We start from the raw sequence: 16,263 nt of genomic DNA on the forward strand, positions 1-16,263 counted from the left end.
TTTGGGACGAACCTCAAGAATTTGAGAAACAAACCACAGGTCAAGGACGGGAAAAATATTCTTGCCAAACACGCACGGGCAAGGCGAGATTGTCGAGCACTGAGAATAAACGCAGAGTGCCGAGGGTAGCTTGAACTTGCAGGCAAGGGGATACGGAAAATTGCTTGTCCCTACATTTTCAGAATATAGCGTGTAGGGGGCCTTGCCGCAAGGCCCCCTACAGGGCTCACAATAGGTACTTGTCCCCACCGTGCACGCAGTAACAGGCCGGAGCAACGAACATGCGCACCGATCCGATTCACAGCTATTTCCAGCTAACCGACCATTTGGAGGACGAGCAGATAACTGAGCAAATTTTCGAAGATCAAAATCAGATGCGCCGCATCGCTCAACGCTTGGACATGCAACGTCAGGAGGTGACCCAGCGTATTGCCCTGCGCGGTCAAGACAGCGCCGGAGCCCTCCAGCAGTCACTCGAACGCGATGTTGACTTGCACCAGATGGCCCGCAGACTGCATTCGCTCGAACGTTTAGGCCCCGATGCGTGCTTGGGGTTCATGGTTGATGCCACTACCGGACAACGCACCTATGTGGGCAGAGCCGGACTGGCCGATGAGAACTCCCACCAATTGCTGGTGGATTGGCGCGCACCGGCCGCCGAACCATTCTTCGCTGCCACGCACGCTCATCCGATGAACCTTTCGAGCCGGCGCCGCTATCGCTGGCGCCAAGGGGTCATAGTTGATTTTTGGGACGAGGTCTTTGACCTGACGCAACTCACCGCCAGCCCGTCCTTGGACGAACATTCCTCATTTTTGGCATCTCTCGGAGCCAGCAGGATAGGAAAAATGCAGGATGTGCTCTCAACCATCCAGGCGGATCAGGACGCAATCATCCGCACCTCTGCCAAGGGAGCGCTCGTAGTCGACGGCGGACCCGGGACCGGTAAGACTGTCGTCGCGTTGCACCGCGCCGCTTATCTGCTACATGCCGATGCACAGCTGCAAAGTCGTGGAGGCCGGGTGCTCGTGCTCGGCCCGCACGACGCCTACACCGCCTATGTCTCAGATATCCTGCCCAACCTAGGCGAAGAAGAAGTGCTCGTTTCCACCTTGCAGGCAATGGTTCCCGAAATTCGGGACGCGCGCACCGAAGACTCCGCCCAAGTTGCGGGGTTGAAGACCTCAGGGGCAATGCTGGATTCCCTGAGCCGGGCGGTGAGCGTCTTTGAACAACCCCCAGCCCAGGATCTGCTCATCGAGACCCGGTGGGCGGACCTGCGGTTAACCGTGCAGCATTGGGAGAACGCCTTTGCTGGCGTGGTCCCGGGCAGCAACCACAACGAATCCCGGATACAGATTCAAGAGGCACTCGAAGAACTCTTGATCGATCAGCTTCCCGAAGGCTGCGCACCCGAGAAGCAAGTCCGAGGCGAACTGGCCCAAAATATCCAATTGGCCGAAGCCTTCGAAGAGCACTGGCCGTTGTTGGACCCGACAAAACTGCTGTGCGCGCTGTACTCCATCCCGGCACTGCTGAGTTTCAGCGCACCCTGGTTAACCGATGAACAGCGACAGCTCCTGCTACGCGAGGATCCCAGCGCATTCACCGTCGAAGATGGTCCGCTATTAGACGCCGCGCGTTTTCTGGTGGGTGACCCGGATCTAGAGTTTGCCAAGCGTCGACGCGAGGCCTTGCTTTCCGCCGAGCGCGACATGGTGAGCCGTGTTATCGATGATCTAATTTCAGCCGCAGACGATATGGAAGATCTTTCGTCCCAATTGCGCCACTCAGATCTTCAAAACACGTTGATTCAGCAGCGCACCGAAGAGGAGCCCTCTTCCGACGTCTTAGTGGGGCCGTTCGCACATGTCATCATCGATGAGGCGCAGGATCTCACCGAAGCCCAGTGGGCCATGGTGCTACGGCGTTGCCCGTCCGGGAGCCTGACAATCGTCGGTGATCGAGCCCAAGCCGCTGGCGGATTCACCGAAACGTGGGAACAGCGCCTAGCGCAGGCTGGCATTTCCGAGTGCCGTGTTGCCTCGTTGAGCGTGAACTACCGCACCACCCAACAGGTCATGGACGCCGCCGAATCGGTGATTCGTGAGCAACTTCCAGATGCAAACGTGCCCACCTCGATTCGAACCGACGGCGCGGCAGTCATTTACGCCAAACCAGCCCAGCAGCAGGAACTATTGCGTCAATGGCAGCGAGATCACCCAATGGGGGTCGGTGTGGTCATTGGCGACCCCACATTTAGCGAGACGGACCGGATCCGTTCGCTGAGCCCGGAACATGCGAAGGGACTTGAATTCGATTTGGTAGTCCTAAACCGTCCGGAAAATTTCGGTCAAGGAATATCCGGCGCCGTGCACAGATACGTGGCGATGACGCGTGCCACCGCTCAGCTGATTATTCTCACCGACCAGCCTAGATAGCGAGCCGGTGGTTGGTCGGTGCAACCCGCTTAATCGCCCAACCACTAGGCCCGTCGCCTGCCCTATTATTTCTCCTGTGTCTCCGGCTAGATTGAATGCAGGACACCATATATGGGGGCAGAAATGAATCACGGGCTGTTCGCGGTAATAGACACAGAAACCACCGGCTTATTCCCCGGTGCGCACGACCGAATAGCCGAGATCGCAGTGCTGACAATGAATCGTGACGGGGAAATCTTGGACCGTTGGGAAACCTTGGTCAACCCCGGACGGGATCTTGGAAAGCAGAGCATTCACGGGATTCAGGCCCGTGATGTGCTCACAGCACCTGCCTTTGAGCAGATTGTCGACGAGCTGGAGTGGCGGCTTTCCGGCACGGTGGTCGTCGCCCACAACTTATCCTTCGACGCGCGATTCCTCGAAGCGGAGTTTGCACGAGCCGAGCGTTCACTGCCCGACTTCTACTTGCCCCGCGGACTATGCACTATGAAGATGTCCCACCAATTCCTGCAAGGTGCCGGACGATCCCTGCAAGACTGTTGCGACTCCTTTGGCATTAGCTTGCACCAGGCTCACAGCGCCGCGGGTGATGCCGAAGCGGCGGCTGTGCTCCTCTCACGCTATCTGGAGCTGGAACCTACGCTGCCCGACTGGGACGTCCTCCTGGAACAAGCAGCCTCGACGCATTGGCGGTCGAACGCTCCGGAGGTCTTGCTTACCCCCGCAAAACGGAGCACAGGCGCTGGTGATCCGACGGAACACTTTTTAGAGCGCCTGGTCCAGCGCTTGCCGGAATTGACCGGTTCGGAGCAATTCGACGACTATCTTGCCGTGCTGGATCAAGCACTAATCGATCGTTACCTATCTGCCCACGAGCAAGCGCAACTTGTTGAGCTGTCTAAATCCTTGGGAATCGATCGAGCTCGAGCCGAGCAACTTCATCTGAATTACTTCAATTCATTGGTTAGCGCGGCTTGGCATGACGGAGTACTCACCGAAGCCGAACGCTCGGACCTAGAGCAGGTAGCAAAGCTCTTAGGCATCGACCAAGCGATGCTGGAACAAGCATTGCGTCATCCGGTAGACGGTGATTCCGCCAATGCTGTCCAAGGTGCCGGTTCGGTTCATAACCGACTGGAACCAGGAAGCCTCATAGTCTTGACCGGCGATATGAGCCGCCCCCGCACGGAAATAGAAACCTTGCTATCCCACGCCGGATATAAGCCACACGCCGCGGTCACAAAGAAGGTCAGCATGCTGATTGCTGCTGATCCCGATTCGCTATCCGGCAAAGCACGAAAGGCCCGTGATTATGGCATACCCGTAGTCGGCGAAAAATATCTCTGGGATAACGTGCTTGATCGCTAACTGAGGCAATTCGCCGGGCAGAGTCCGCTTACGGCTCTGCCCGGCGAGCTACTATTTCATGGAATTAGTTGGCGAAAGTATCGGCCAACTTGCCCTCTGATGTCCACAGGGCCACCGAATCGCCACCGTTGTTCAGCACGCTAGCGGTGCCGCCGTTATAGTAGGCATCATCCGCGTTGGTGCCCGGGCCGGTGTAGACACGCAGCTCTTCGCCAGGCTCCAACACGTACCCCTCGCCAATCGACAACAGGTTATTTCCAGCATCTCGAACGAGGTAGCCGGAGACGTCGACTGTCCGCTTGCCAGCGTTGTTCAATACAACATGCTCGCCGGTCTCGGCCTGGACATCATTGCCCGGGACGTCGTTGACCGAATCGCCAATGACCACGCCGTTATTCGATGGGAAGACTTTCTGCCCCTTCAGATGGCGTTGGATCTCCTGCGGGAAGTCACCGGTCAGGCGTTCAACGCCAAGATCCAAGGAAGCCTGCGCGGCTTCGGCAGAGTTCACCGTGTACACGCCCAAACCAAGACCTGCATCCTTCACACGCTGCGCACCTGCTTCGTCCAAGGTGCGGTAGCTGGTTCCGAAGGAATCGGCGAAGGTGGAAATTTCTGCCAGCTCGGATTCGCTTGGAACGGTACCTACCAACTGCTGCAAGGGGACGTCTGGAGCGATTTCGGCGAACTTCTTGTTGGACGTCGCATCGAAGCTGAGCACCTCGATCTTTCCGGCTTCTTCCAGAGCTTTCCACTGCGGATCGGTGGCCAGGTAGTCGGCGACTACCTGCTCGATGCCAGGAGAGTCAGCTGGCGACTTGATCTCAATAAATACACCGGTTTCGCCATTCAGCGAATCTGCCACTGCATCGAAGTGTGGGATTTTTTCACCAGTGAATTCCGCGGAGAAGTATGAACCGGCATCCAACTGCTGGAGCTCGGCCCAGGTGAACGAGGTGATTGGGTCATTCTCGCGGCCGGGGAAAACCTCGGCCACATTGGTGGTGCGGGCGGGAGTATTGTCGTGGAAAATGAATGGCACCCCGTCGGCGGAAAGTTGAATGTCAATTTCCACGAACTGAGCACCGGAACGGCTGCCGGCGTCTACCGCTGCAAGGGTGTTCTCTGGAGCCACTCCTGCGGCGCCACGGTGACCGATCAAGATGGTCTCGCCCTTTTCATCCTTGGGCGCTGCCATTGCGGGACTGAATGCTGTTGCTGCTACGCAGGCGGCCAATGCGCCTACTGCGATTGAACGAAATTTCATCTCAGAAGTCTCCTCATTGTTCCATTGGGTCCTCTGCCACGATCGCTGATGGAAACATCGCGCTTCTAAACGCGATATGAATCAGAGCTAAAGAAACGCTTGAACCGGTGTTCGGCATGCATTACAGCGAATTCGAAATCGTGCCTTAGCGCGGCGGGGAGCAACGTTTCGATAGAGTCAGAGACATGAATTCTTGCGCTAATGCAGATGGTGCCGTGACGGTGGGCGCATCTTGAAGGCCCCTGACAGCACCGCAACTTCAGTACTTGGCAGCCAGAAGTCTTCAGAGAAGCTTTCCAAGCAACGTGTGCTTTCGGTGCGCGCGCTGCGTTGGGGCCAACACCTGATCACCGCGGTGCTTCTGCTCGTCGCACTGCTTCGAGCTATCTCCAGCTCTGACTCCAACACATGGTTGGCCAGCGCAGCCGCCACGCTATTTGCCCTGTGGTATCTCTTCGGGTTCGTGGTGTTGCGGTCCAAGGGAAGCACCAAACTCCCGGGCTACTGGCTAGCGTTCTTGTTGGCCAGCTGGGCTCTAGGCATGGCGGCCTCACCAGAATTCATGTGGGTGGCGTTCAGCCTCTGGTTGCTCATCGGTCACCAGCTTGCATTGGGGCTGTCTGTGCTGTGGTCCGCTGCGGTATACGTGGTGACGGTCGTGGCACCGTTCCTGCATCAGGGAGAATCAACTGTTTCTGGAATTGTGGGGCCTCTAGTCGGCGGAACCTTCGCGTGGGGAATCTCGCGCGGATACTTACAACTTGAACGAGACATCGCCGAACGCAATGAACTGGTCGCCTCACTATTGCGGGCCCATCAGGAAATGGCTGACCTCCAAGAGGAACTGATCCGTTCCCAGCATGAAGCCGGCGCCCTGGCCGAACGTACCCGTGTAGCACGAGAAATTCATGACACCATAGCCCAGCAGCTGTCTTCCATTGGCCTTCATGCCAAAGCAGCGCTGGATTCACAACAGGCCCCGCAGGCATTCATTGCCCTGGAACGGATCGAATCGCTTTCCGGACAAGGACTTACCGACCTACGTAGAATCATTGCCGCGATGTCACCAAGCGAACTGGATACACAAGCCCTAGCCGGTGCTTTACGGCGCATGCTGATAGATTTCGAAAAGGACTGTTCAGTGTCCAGCGAACTGCGAGTTGATGCCGAACTGCCAGTATTGGATCCGGGGATTCAGGTCGCGTTGCTGCGAACCGCTCAGTCCGCGCTGGCCAATGTACGCAGGCATGCGAAGGCCTCTAAAACCGTCGTTTCGCTAGCCGATACGGGCGACGCCATCAGACTGGACATTGTTGACGATGGTATTGGATTCAACTTAACCAACTGGCAGTCGGCACTCGGCAAAAATCTCGAGTCCGGTGGATTCGGACTACCCGCCATGCGCCAACGCTTACGCGAATTAGGTGGCGGGCTAGACATCGAAAGCACGCTGGGCGAAGGTACCGCGCTATCGGCCTACGTCCCATTGAAGAACCCTGAGGCGGGAAATTGATTAACCTGATGCTGGTTGACGACCATCCGATTGTGCGAACCGGGCTGCGCGCACTTTTCGAAAACTACGACGAAATTACCGTGCTATCCGAGGCAGGAAGCGGAGAAGAAGCGGTCAGGCTGGCCACCGAAAAACCGGTGGATGTCGTTTTGTGCGACCTGCGGCTAGGCGACGGAATGAACGGCGTCGCCACGACCGCAGCACTGCGTGCGCTACCCGATCCACCACAGGTCCTCATCTTGACCACCTTCGACAAAGATGCCGAGATCCTGCAATGCATTGAAGCCGGAGCCGCGGGGTATCTGCTGAAGGACGTCGCCTCCCAAACGATCATCGATTCGGTACGCCAAGCGGCAGCCGGATACACCGTACTGGCACCCGAAATGGCCCAACGTGTCGTTGCCGGTCTGCGCAAACCAAGAATTGCTTTAACAAGCAGAGAAACAGAAGTTCTCAAACAGCTGGCCACCGGGTCGAGCAACCGCGAAATTGCGCGTACGCTGTTCGTTTCTGAAGCAACAGTGAAGACCCACCTGGTGCATATTTTTGACAAGCTTCAGGCGCCAACTCGTACCGCAGCGGTCCAAGCCGCGCGCAACCACGGACTAATCTAGCAACCAGCAACCGCCGGCGGTATCAACCGATCGGTTGACAAAGAGTTCGAACGCTTCCACGATTTGCCAAACCTATCTTTGGCATTGACTAGAAGTATGAAACATCCAGTCCTCACTTCGGTAGCGAACTCGCTGACCTCACGGCGCGGTGCGCGCCTTTGGTTGCTCGGCGCGCTCGCAATCATCCTCGCAGTTTTCGGTTTGCTAAGCTCCATGCCGGCAGCCGAACGCAGCACCAGCACCCTGGTCGACGGTTCTGATTCGGCCAAGGTAGAAAAACTTCTGGAAGAAATTCCCGATTCCGGAAAAGAATCCGCTTTGCTCGTTGCGGGTCATCCCGATCAGCACACGTTGGATACCAACGACCTCAAAAGCCTGGAATCCATCTCGGAGAAGCTCAGCACCGAGCTTCCCTTAGAGATCTCCAAGCCGCTGCTCAGCGAAGACGGCCAGCTCTCCTTGCTGACAGCTTCGTGGGACAGTTCGGGAACCGACGGCGATCGACAGCTCGTCACCGATCTGCGCGAACAGATCAGCGTTGGCAACAACACGGGATTCTTGATTGAGGTCTCCGGCGCTCCAGCGTTCGGCCTGGACCTGTCGGCCACTTTCGCCGGCGCAGACTTCACGCTGCTCGCGGTGACCGTTGGCATCGTTGCAGTCCTGCTGATCCTGACTTACCGCTCACCGATCCTCTGGTTGATCCCACTGATCGTGGTGGCATTGGCTGATCGAAGCGCGAGCCTGATCGCCAACGCACTAAGCCAGCCGCTGGATCTGCACTTCGACTCAGGCGTACTCAGCGTCTTGGTCTTCGGCGCCGGCACCAACTATGCCCTGCTGCTGATTTCGCGCTACCGCGATGAACTGCAGCAACATTCAGATCACCGTGCAGCGCTGGCCAGCGCCTGGCGGAATAGCTTTGAGGCGATTGTTTCCTCGAACCTGACTGTTGTTTTGGCCTTGGCCACTTTGGCGCTTGCGGTTATGGAAGACACTCGCGGATTGGGCATTGCCTGCGCTGCAGGGCTGCTGATCGCTGCGGCGTTCAACTTGTTCTTGCTCACCCCGCTGATGGCTCTGTGCGGCCGCAAGGTGTTCTGGCCTTTGGTACCTCGACCAGATCAGGTAGTGGCAAAGCGTTCTCTGTGGGGCAAAGCCGCCGCCGCGGTCATCAAACGCCCCATAGTCAACCTTTCGGCGCTGGTGCTCATCTTGGTGGTCCTGGCTTCCGCGCTCGGGGCAACCAACGTTGGGTTGCGCCAGACCGAGCAGTTCCGTAGCGCCACCGAATCCACTTCCGCCACCGAACGAATCGCAGAGCATTTCCCGATCGGTGAAACCGCTCCGATCACCGTGCTGGCAAAACCTGGCACCGGCGAAGCGGTCACCGAAACCGCCGAAAATGTTCCAGGCGTGGAGCGTGCAAACCTGCTGCCTGCCCTGCCACATTCTGCGCTCGAACGAGTGATGGTCATTGGCAGCAGTGAATCTGGTTCACCAGAGAGCTTTGAACTAATCGAATCTCTCCGCAGCGAATTGAAGCAGGTCCCAGGCGCCGAGCCCTTGGTCGGTGGAACCATCGCTGAAGCTTACGACGCGCATCAAAGCCACCTGCGTGACTTTGCCGTCATCGCACCGCTGATCGTGGCTGTATGCCTAGTGATGTTGTGGGTAGTTACCGGTAAATTCCGCACGGCGTTGGTGTTGTCGCTGACCAATTTGCTCAGTGCTGCAGCTGCGGTTGGTTTGGGGTCTTTGATCGGTTCGATGCTCTTCGATACGGCTGCCCTGGATGTTCAAGTACCGCTGCTGGCCTTCGTCTTCCTCGTCGCATTGGGCGTTGATTACACGATCTTCTTAACTCAACGCGTCAAGCAGGAATCGAAACAGATGCCCCTGGACGCAGCGATCGTCAACGCGACAAGCCGAACCGGTGCCGTGATCACCAGCGCTGGCGTGGTCTTGGCTGGCGTCTTCGCCGCCCTATCGAGCTTGCCGCTGATGGTTCTTGGCCAACTTGGCCTCATCGTAGGTCTCGGAGTCCTGTTGGACACCTTCGTGGTGCGAACCTTGCTCCTGCCAGCACTATTCATTTTGCTAGGTCGTGCCAAGTCGCCGGTCTTCGGTTACCGCGGCCCCAGAATTACCCCCGAAAATTCCTCAACTGTCGAACTCATTGAAAGTAAAACTCATGCGTAAGCTCATCAACATCGCCTTTGCCTACATGCTCGTAGGCGTTGCTTCCGGACTCTTCTACCGTGAATTCACCAAGATGAACGAGTTCCCCGAGGGTGGCTGGACTCAGCTGTCGGTGGTTCACACCCACCTGCTGGTCCTTGGTTTCATCGTCACCTTGCTGGTCCTGCTGCTGGAGAAGGCCTTCAATATCAGCGCTCACCGCAAGCTGTACGCGTGGTTCCTTGGCACCTACAACGCCGGTGTAATCCTGACCGCAGGAATGCAGGTCACTCACGGAATGCTCACCGTTCTGGGTCTTGAGTCATCCAAGATGATCTCCGGAATCGCCGGGCTTGGACATATGGCACTAACTGCAGGGATGATCTTGCTGTTCGTCATGCTTCGTCGCAGCGTTCCAGCGGGCACCCAAGCTGACAAGGTCGAAAAGCTCAATGTCTAGGGGACCTGAAAAGGGATGAATGTTATGGGAGGGGCATTTGCCTCTCCCATAACCGCTTTAATCAAGGCCCCCGGTTTTCCCGACTGTCGCCTGAACTCGGGCGCTCTTAGGATCGGGTGGATCGTTTTCATGCTTTTGAGGGGCTCAAGAGGATTTCAAGGTTGCCCTGGTTAAAGGAAAATGGCACTCGATGATCCGAAGATCATCGAGTGCCAGTTATTCCTGAACCTGTCTACTCGCTACAGGCTCTTAGCTAATTTTTTTGCTCGCGCAAACTCCAGCATCTCGTTTCGCTCGACGACCTTGATACGGTCGCGGGTGATTTCACCGAAGCGAGTTTCCAGGGTGCCGGCAGCAGCGCCAAGCGCCTTTTCCTGCTTGTCCAGGCTCATCCAACCGTCCCAATCCGCATAGTCCACACCACGGGACTCCAGGAGCTCGGCTGCACTCTGCTCAGAGGCAGGGACCGGAAGGCTTCCTAGGTCCGAAAGCAGGTGATTGATGGTTTCCAAGGCATCGCCCTTGGTGTGGCCGATCAATCCAATTGGACCACGCTTGATCCAACCGGTCGCGTACAAGCCATTGATGTGGGCGCCCTCAGCGTCCAGCACTCGGCCTTCAATGTTTGGCAATACGCCTCGCTGGCCATCATATTCGATGCCATCCACTGCTGAGCCGAAGTAGCCCACCGCACGGTAGACGGCCTGAACTGGGTACTCGATAAATTCGCCGGTGCCCTTGACGTTACCGGTGCCATCGAGTTCATTGCGTTCAAGCTTCAGGCCGGTGACCTTGCCGTCTTCACCAAGGACCTCGACCGGGGACTGCAAGAAGTGCAGGTGCAGGCGGCGTGAAGCGCTGGCGGTTTCCTCGCGCTCTTCCTGTTCAATCAACCAGTTGGTCAAGGTCGCCACCATGGTTTTGGTCTGATTGCTGGTTCGGATTGCTTCTTCAGAACCTTCATCAAAGTCGAAGTCTTCTTCGTACAGGACGATATCCACGTCCTTGGAGTGCGACAGTTCGCGCAGTTCCAAAGGAGTGAACTTCACCTGTGCTGGGCCACGACGGCCGAAGACGTGCACGTCGGTAACTGCCGAGTCATTCAGCTGATCGAAGATGTGAGCCGGGATTTCGGTTTCCAACAGCTGGTCTGCATGCTTGGAGAGGATACGGGCGACGTCCAACGCGACGTTGCCGTTGCCGATAACGGCAACTTCCTTGGCCGACAGGTCCCAGTTCTTATCTGCATCTGGGTGTGCGTCGTACCAAGAAACGAAGTCTGCGCCACCGTGGGATCCATCAAGTTCAACACCTGGGATGTTCAGGTCTGCGTCCTTCTGGGCGCCGGTTGAGATGATGACCGCGTCATAGCGTTCGTGGAGTTCTTCCAAGCTGATGTCGCGTCCCAGACCAACGTTTCCGTAGAAGTTGATCCAGTCATTGTCTAGCACCTTGTGCAAGGCGGTGATGATGCCCTTAATGCGTGGGTGGTCCGGGGATACGCCATAGCGAATCAGGCCGAACGGGGTTGGAAGCTCATCGAAGAGGTCCACCTTGAGGGACAACTCGCCAGAAGATACGGGCTGGCTCTTATTGAGCAGGTCTGCTGCGTAGATGCCTGCAGGACCGGCACCGACAATGGCAACGCGCAGGGCGCGGGAGGTCAAATGCTCCGGTACGTGAATTTCACTCATCAAACAACATCTACTTTCTTAGTCAGCGAATGAGGCCGACGCTGCGGCGTCGACGGTGTCCAGCGGTTGAACTCCAACCAACTGGGTTGAAGCTTCAGGTGCTAGACGAACAACGTCACCGATCACGATGACGGCCGGATTCGCCACGGCGGCCTTATGGGCGCGCACTACAATCTCTTCTAGCGTACCGATAGTTGTCCGCTGCGTCTGTGAGTAACCTCGCTCAACTATCCCAATTGGCGTACTTGACGCTAAACCACGAGTAAGCAAGGTCTCAACGATTTGTGGCAGGTTAGACACCCCCATTAATACTACTAGCGTGTGGTCCGCGCGCAGCGGGACGTCGGTGAGATCGTCGTGACCGCTGATCACCGTGAACCCGGCAGCCACGCCTCGATGGGTCACCGGGATTCCCGCTGCGGCAGGTACCGAAATGGAACTGGTGATCCCCGGAATGACACGAGTGGAAATTCCATGCTCCGCGGCGAAGAGCATTTCTTCACCACCGCGACCCAAAACGAATGGGTCACCGCCTTTCAAGCGAACCACATCCAGTCCTTCGGAAGCGTACTTGACTAGCAGTTTATTGATTTCATCCTGTGTTTTGACGTGGCAACCAGGAGCTTTTCCGACATCGATGACCGTGACTTCCTCGGCAAGGTCCGCCAAAAGTGCGGTGGGACCAAGTCGATCGGCAAGCACCACATCCGCCGCCAAAAGTGCCTTGTATCCGGCCACGGTGATGAGCTCAGGATCTCCCGGGCCACCGCCAATCAGGGTTATTTTTCCCTTAGCCATTATTTCCTCCAGTTCGATTCATACCCCGGTCGCGCAACAGCTTGCGCTCCAAGGGGGCAAAGCATAAAAGTTCAATGAGTACACCGACGAGCAAAATCACCAATATGACCAACATCACCAAGGGAAGGTCTGCGAGGTCGCGACCTCGTTGCAGCAACGAGCCCACACCGAGTGCCAGCGATCCACCAACTGCGATCAGTTCCGCGGCCATCAATGACCGCCAAGCGAAAGCCCATCCTTGCCGGAGCCCGGCTACATATCCAGGCAACGCGGCGGGCAGTTCAACGTGCCAAATATGCTGACGTTTATTTGCGCCGAGCACCGTTGACAGTGCCCGGTATTGTTGCGGGATCAGATCAATTCCGGAGAGCAATCCGTTAATAATTGAAGGAACCGCGCCCAGCAGCAAGACCGTGTAGATAGTCGCATTGCTTAAACCGAAGAGAATGATGGCCGCCGGAACCCAAGCAATAGATGGAAGTACCTGCATGGCCGAAATCAGCGGCCCAATGCCTTTTCGGGCCAGTGGCTGATGCGCCAACAACAAGGCAATTGGCGTTGCGATGAGCACCGCGAGCAGAAATCCCGTCAAGGCACGAAACAGGGACGTGCCGACGGCAGATACCAGCGTTCCATTGGCCAACATTTCAGGGAGTTTCGCGGCGACAGATCCAGGGCCTGGAAAGAGATCCTCCCGGATCGGAACCGCCCACGAAGCTATCTGCCACAGACTAATGAGCACGACCACGGTGATGATCGGTGCAATAACCGCATCTAGTGATTTCGTCGACTTGGCTTGGCGTGCGGCTTTCGCCGCAGACCCGCTAATTTGCTGAGTCAAGGTGCTCATGTTTTCGCTGCTCCTTCCTGAGAATTGTTGTCAGCTCATCGGCGAGGGCGGCCGATTGCGCGGGGTTGTTCCTTAACTCGGTGGAGATACGCCGGGTCTCTAGAATTCGTCCCGGATGGGAAGAAAGCACCAAGATCCGCCCCGATAGCCGAATCGCTTCGCGCACATTGTGGGTGACGAAAACGATTGTCTTGCCTGTCTGCTGCCAGAGGTTCCGCAATTCTTCATGCAACATGTCTCGGGTGATCGCATCCAATGCAGCAAATGGCTCGTCCATCAGCAACACCTGCCGGTCTTGAGCGAGTGCCCGCGCCAGCGCCACACGCTGCCGCATGCCTCCGGAAAGTTCATGTGGCTTTTTCTTTCCTGCATGCCCTAACTGAACCAGTCTGAGCAGTTCCACAACTCGCGCTTCACGTTGTTCGGCCGGATATCCCCCAAGTTTCAAAGCCAATGAAATATTCTCGGCTGCGCTGAGCCACGGGAGCAGATTTGCATCTTGGAACATGAAGGCAGCACCGTCTTTAGGGACTTCAATCCATCCGGAGGTGGGCTGAAGCAATCCGGCAATCAGGTTCAGCAGTGACGATTTACCGCAGCCCGAGGCACCGAGAATGGCGATGAATTCGCCGTCTTCAATCTGGGCGCTGAGATTCTCTATCACCAGGTCCGAACTTTCATAGCTCAGCGACACTTCATGGAGTTCCACACCCATCAGCTTGTCCCGATCCATTGGCCATCTACGATCTTCGAAAGATCTCCGGATTCACCCAAACCGACGGATTTGATATGTTCCATCAACGTCGGAAACGTACTCTCCAACGGTTCTTCATCGAAACTGACCTCGCCAAGAGCCGCGCCGATGACCGTATCCGGCAGGCTGCTCCCGTTGAGCTCGGTCAAAGATTCCTGAACCGCGGCCAACCGCTCGGCGCTCTCGGCAGAGTTCAACCAATCGATGGCTTCGGAATTAGCTGCGACAAGCGCCTTGACCGTCTGCGGGTGCTCTTCCAAAAAATCCTGGTTCACCACCAAAACGGTTGTCGGAAACTTGCCATCCGGCCACAGCTGCGCTTCGTCCACCAACCGGCGAGCGCCGTATTCCTCGACGAGCAGCGACGCATGCGGCTCCGGTAGCCATGCCCCGTCGATTGCCTCGCGGGCGAATAACTGTGGAACTGTGCCATTTGAGCTTGGCGTCACGGTCACCGAGTCCTGAATCCCGCGTTCGAGCAGGAAGTGCCGCAGGGCCACATCTTGGGTCCCGCCGAATTGCGGCGTGGCAAGCTCAGTACCGGTCAGCTGATCAACCGACGCAATATCTGCTGATACCACCAGGCTCGCTCCCCCGCTCGTAACACCGGCTACTACCTTCAGCGACGTTCCTCCACTGGACAGGTAGCTGTTCAGCGCGGGAGTGGGACCCAGATATGCTGCATCCAGCGCCCCGCTGTTGAGTGCTTCGATGGCAGCCGGGCCGGCGTTGAAAATCTGTGTCTCCAATGCCGTGGAATCCTCGCCCAGCGCCGATTCCAAGAACCCACGCTGATCGGTGATGAGCGCCGGGGCATGGGTGACGTTGGCAAAGTACCCTAGGCGCAACTGCTGAGCTGGGCTTGGCGCGGCCAGCGAACTTCGTTCCGTGCTCGGCGGCGGAACAACGGTAGTGGTCAGCGCAAATGCCGCAAGCAAACCAACGAGCACGATCCCGGCAAAGCGGGCGCGGTGATTGGGCTGTTCAACTAGCGAGGTGAATCGTTGGCGTTCAAGGGACTGCTGATCAGGCGGCTGCATTCTGAACCTCGATAATTCCCGCTGCCAGGGTCTGCCCGCTGCTCGGTTCGATCAGCAGAAATGATCCGGCGGTGCGTGAGTCTTGGTAGTCGGCGACGGATAAGGCCGCCGAGCTGCGTACCGTCACTCGTGCCAGGTCATTCAGATTCAGCTCGGTGGCTTCGCTCTGCGAGAAGTCGGCCACGTTGATCACATGGTCCAGGGTTTGGATCTTCGCCTTCGCTACCTTCGTGCCGTGCTTGATGAGAAGCTGCTGTCCGGCGGTGAGCTTTGCCGGAGCAAGGACACAAATGTTCGCTTCGATTTCGCGCACCGGCTCTTCAAGTTCCCCCAAAACGATGGTGTCCCCGCGTGCGATATCGATCTCTTCGCTCAGCTGCACGACGACAGCTGCTCCGGCGAGCGCGGTATCCACCGCACCGGCAGGGGTTCGGATGGCCTTGATTCGGCTGCTGGTTGGCTGCCCATTGGACAAGATGGCTACCGAATCACCGACCGATAGGCTCCCATCCACCAGGGTGCCAGCGTACCCGCGGAAGTCGCGGTACTCGTCGGCATTCAGTCCTGCGGCAAGTGCCCCTTGCGGGCGGATGACGTACTGGACATCCAATCGGGCGACACCGTGGTTGATGGCCGGTTCGAGGTCTTCGAGCAGGCCTAGCAAGGTGGGGCCGGCATACCAGTCGCTGAGCGCCGACGCCTCGACGATGTTGTCTCCGTTCAGCGCCGAGACCGGGATGACCGCGCTCTGCGTAATCCCAAGTGCGCCCGCGATACCTAAGATGTCGCTTTCAATGTCGCTGAAACGTTGCTCGTCCCAGCCGACCAGGTCCATCTTGTTTACGGCCACCACCAGCTGCGGCACGCGCAGCAATGCAAGCACCCCGAGGTGGCGGCGGGTTTGTTCCAGGACACCGTGCCGCGCATCGACCAGCACTATCGCCGCATCCGCCGTGGATGCCCCGGTGACGGTATTACGGGTGTATTGCACGTGGCCGGGGCAGTCGGCCAGGATGAAGGAGCGGTTCTGGGTGGAAAAGTACCGGTAAGCCACGTCGATGGTGATGCCTTGTTCCCGTTCGGCACGTAGCCCGTCGGTGACCAGCGCCAGGTCCAGGGCCGGTGTCGCTCCCCCGAAGCCGCGTTCGGCGCTGGTTCGGGCGATATCGTCCAGCGAGTCTGCGAGGATCGCTTTGGCATCGTGTAGCAGCCGGCCGACAAGCGTTGATTTTCCGTCGTCTACCGAACCTGCGGTGGCGATACGGAGCAGTGTCGTAGTCATT

13 protein-coding genes are annotated in these 16,263 nt (G+C 57.5%); 6 read left to right on the forward strand and 7 right to left on the reverse strand.

Going from position 1 to position 16,263, the window contains the following annotated elements; translation table 11 throughout:
* Window positions 1-281: 281 nt before the first annotated feature.
* Window positions 282-2,441 (forward strand): RNA polymerase recycling motor ATPase HelR, encoded by a 2,160-nt coding sequence (helR, locus tag LG294_RS09805; RefSeq protein ID WP_404285361.1) that lies wholly within the window; start codon window positions 282-284, stop codon window positions 2,439-2,441.
* A 111-nt stretch (window positions 2,442-2,552) separates the two neighbouring features.
* Window positions 2,553-3,809, forward strand: coding sequence for an exonuclease domain-containing protein (locus LG294_RS09810; protein WP_404285362.1), 1,257 nt, complete (start codon window positions 2,553-2,555; stop codon window positions 3,807-3,809).
* Window positions 3,810-3,873: 64 nt separating this feature from the next.
* On the opposite strand, the gene LG294_RS09815 is transcribed toward LG294_RS09810, so the two are convergent.
* Entirely contained in the window at window positions 3,874-5,076 is a 1,203-nt protein-coding gene (locus LG294_RS09815; protein ID WP_404285363.1) for a glycerophosphodiester phosphodiesterase family protein, read from the reverse strand.
* Window positions 5,077-5,308: 232 nt separating this feature from the next.
* Between LG294_RS09815 and LG294_RS09820 the strand changes: the two genes are divergently transcribed.
* The 4 genes from LG294_RS09820 to LG294_RS09835 all read left to right on the forward strand — a co-directional run bounded on the left by LG294_RS09820 (window position 5,309) and on the right by LG294_RS09835 (window position 9,844).
* Window positions 5,309-6,589 carry a sensor histidine kinase gene (locus tag LG294_RS09820; RefSeq protein WP_404285364.1) on the forward strand — a complete coding sequence of 427 codons (1,281 nt, stop codon included), beginning with the start codon at window positions 5,309-5,311 and terminating at the stop codon, window positions 6,587-6,589.
* Window positions 6,586-7,203 (forward strand): response regulator, encoded by a 618-nt coding sequence (locus LG294_RS09825; protein ID WP_404285365.1) that lies wholly within the window; start codon window positions 6,586-6,588, stop codon window positions 7,201-7,203. Before LG294_RS09820 ends, LG294_RS09825 begins: the two co-directional genes overlap by 4 nt.
* A 96-nt stretch (window positions 7,204-7,299) precedes the next feature.
* Complete coding sequence (locus LG294_RS09830) at window positions 7,300-9,405, forward strand: MMPL family transporter (protein ID WP_404285366.1); 2,106 nt, start codon at window positions 7,300-7,302, stop codon at window positions 9,403-9,405.
* Window positions 9,398-9,844 (forward strand): DUF2871 domain-containing protein, encoded by a 447-nt coding sequence (locus LG294_RS09835; RefSeq protein ID WP_404285367.1) that lies wholly within the window; start codon window positions 9,398-9,400, stop codon window positions 9,842-9,844. The genes LG294_RS09830 and LG294_RS09835 overlap by 8 nt, the downstream gene beginning before the upstream one ends.
* A 239-nt stretch (window positions 9,845-10,083) precedes the next feature.
* On the opposite strand, the gene LG294_RS09840 is transcribed toward LG294_RS09835, so the two are convergent.
* From LG294_RS09840 to LG294_RS09865, 6 genes are read right to left on the reverse strand one after another with little or no spacing between them, the layout of a single operon-like run.
* On the reverse strand, window positions 10,084-11,538 hold the full coding sequence (locus LG294_RS09840; RefSeq protein WP_404285368.1) for an FAD-dependent oxidoreductase: 1,455 nt from the start codon (window positions 11,536-11,538) through the stop codon (window positions 10,084-10,086).
* An 18-nt stretch (window positions 11,539-11,556) separates the two neighbouring features.
* A complete protein-coding gene (gene cobA / locus LG294_RS09845) occupies window positions 11,557-12,336 on the reverse strand; it encodes a uroporphyrinogen-III C-methyltransferase (RefSeq protein ID WP_404285369.1) in 780 nt (259 codons plus the stop codon).
* The gene (locus tag LG294_RS09850; RefSeq protein ID WP_404285370.1) at window positions 12,329-13,186 is read right to left on the reverse strand and encodes an ABC transporter permease; all 858 of its coding nucleotides are present in this window, start codon (window positions 13,184-13,186) and stop codon (window positions 12,329-12,331) included. Before LG294_RS09850 ends, cobA begins: the two co-directional genes overlap by 8 nt.
* Complete coding sequence (locus LG294_RS09855) at window positions 13,161-13,901, reverse strand: ABC transporter ATP-binding protein (RefSeq protein WP_404291716.1); 741 nt, start codon at window positions 13,899-13,901, stop codon at window positions 13,161-13,163. Before LG294_RS09855 ends, LG294_RS09850 begins: the two co-directional genes overlap by 26 nt.
* Window positions 13,901-14,980, reverse strand: a complete 1,080-nt coding sequence (locus tag LG294_RS09860) for an ABC transporter substrate-binding protein (protein ID WP_404285371.1) — start codon at window positions 14,978-14,980, stop codon at window positions 13,901-13,903. Before LG294_RS09860 ends, LG294_RS09855 begins: the two co-directional genes overlap by 1 nt.
* Entirely contained in the window at window positions 14,967-16,262 is a 1,296-nt protein-coding gene (locus LG294_RS09865; protein ID WP_404285372.1) for a sulfate adenylyltransferase subunit 1, read from the reverse strand. Before LG294_RS09865 ends, LG294_RS09860 begins: the two co-directional genes overlap by 14 nt.
* Between the last annotated feature and the right edge of the window lies 1 nt (window position 16,263).

It is taken from the genome of Glutamicibacter arilaitensis, from assembly GCF_044793945.1.
Lineage (GTDB): Bacteria > Actinomycetota > Actinomycetes > Actinomycetales > Micrococcaceae > Glutamicibacter > Glutamicibacter arilaitensis_B.